This is a genomic window from Endozoicomonas sp. SESOKO4 (genome assembly GCF_024606275.1).
The window spans coordinates 1-1898 of the sequence record NZ_JAHHPS010000548.1 but is presented as its reverse complement, the minus strand read 5'-3'; the positions used below and the strand labels follow the sequence as shown (position 1 = coordinate 1898).

2 protein-coding genes are annotated in these 1898 nt (G+C 43.3%); both read right to left on the bottom strand.

What is annotated here, in order from left to right; genetic code table 11:
- Positions 1–530, bottom strand: a 530-nt coding sequence (locus KDK16_RS10645; protein ID WP_257276072.1) for a hypothetical protein, incomplete at its 3' end; no start/stop codon positions are given.
- 233 nt (positions 531–763) lie between these two features.
- On the bottom strand, positions 764–1898 hold a 1135-nt coding region (locus KDK16_RS10640; protein ID WP_257276071.1), incomplete at its 5' end, for a hypothetical protein.

Here is a 1898-nt window from a genome sequence, read left to right as displayed (position 1 = left end):
GAATCTTTAACCTGTTCGTAATAGTCATCACTGGCAACAAATTGTGCCAGATCCGGCAGCCAGCTATCCCTTTTGGCTTGCTCTGAAGGCGGCAAGCCATTGAGGTATTTCCGGATATTCGCCAAGCTGGTCTCTGTCCCCGATTCAAGGACGATCCAGGGAAAACAGCGGTCTAAAAGACAGGTATCCAGAGGGTGTTGTTCAAGCGCATTCATGACCTGAGCAGTAACACATTCGAAGGGGGGAACAGGAAGATCGGCTTTCTTCATGCGCTGTAAAAACATGCCCTTGCCGCCAAGTTGTTCCCGGTTGGCGGGACAGCAGTCAACAGTCTGAGCCAAAACAGCTGAATGGCAAGTGCGTTCGCCTATCGACCTTGGCTCGGGAAGACCACTGGGATCAAGATCACTAAAATACCTTTCAGGTGAACTATTAGCCCCTTTGAATGAACTGCCAACCCCAGCCTTCTCATTGGGCTCAGTTGTCAGGCTTTGAGGATTTGATATGTCAAAAGTAGTATCAACTAACATCAGGATATCCCACCCATGTTATTATTCATCCATGATTTAACCGCTGACGCATAAAGCGATCACTTTCTTTAGACAATGTTTTTTTTATAAAGTTCAGTCGACAGTCTGAAGCACGCAATAGGCTGGCAAAACGATTTGTGCCGGTCAGCGATGTCAGAGTTGATCCGCAGATTATTGAACACGTTTAAAGGTTGATAACAAAATACTTATCTCTCAAATGGGGATACACATCCTCATGCAATGGAACAACAGCTCTTTTGGGATCTAAAGATGTAAGAGTAATCTTTTCGAACACGTTTGCTGGCATATTCCAGCCCATACTTCAGCAGGGCTTGCTCGATTTTTTCATTATGATCACAATGCTGCTCAACGGGTTGAACAACGAAATCTGGCTTGTAATCATATGTTGGTTTGAGAATAAAGTATTTACCTCTCAAGTGGGGATACACATCCTCATACAATGAAACAGCTTTTTCGGGATCCAACAATAAAAGGTGCTGTAAGAGTTCCTTGCGGGTGTCATCAGTCATCTTATCACTCATAAACATTTCCCAAAAGCTGTCCTCCGATTTTTCCTTGAAGCATATTAACTGCTTGGCATGATAAAAAAACTGCTGTTGGTGGCTGCTTAATAAGCCACAATAATCGGGAACACTGAGAAAATCAGCGACATAAAGGATTGAGAAAAGGCTATGTTGAAAGGCGAACCTATCGACTTCTGTGGTAACGTTGCTATTAAGTTGTTGTGCAAACACATCAAAATCCCACCGAACTCGATTAAAAATCTCTATTTTCTCCAAAAACATATCCAGATTACTCATACCATATAACGCAATAATCAGTTTTTCAAAGGCAGCATGCATGGTTTGACGTAATTTCATTCGGGAGCATTCGACGACTATTTGGCCCGCTACGGCGTTGAAGCTTATTTTCATGGTGTCTGCATCTTTATCCAGTTCAATTGCTTTTAGTAAGTGCGTCAGAAACCACATACGCTTTAACTTGCCAGATTTAAAATAGCTAAATTCAAATTGGTCAGTAAATTTCAGCCGCAAGGTTCGTCCTTTACCTCCCTCTGCCTGTTCTAGTAATTCGATAAGGCTCACATGAACTCCTAAATTCAGATTAACAAACAAGGCATCATTCATATTGACGACAGTCCCTATAACCCCTATTTCTTCAATTGATTCTTTGTCGGATGGCCTCAAAAGCGACACATTCTCGCCCGGAGTCGTGTAATCAACATAGGTTATGCACTTATTCTTGGATACCACTCCCTGACCAGAAGCCAATGCGATCGGTGCCAGTGCGTTTACAAAGCGCTGATGCAGGGCAAAAATCAGCTCATGGACACTCCGGACCTGCTCA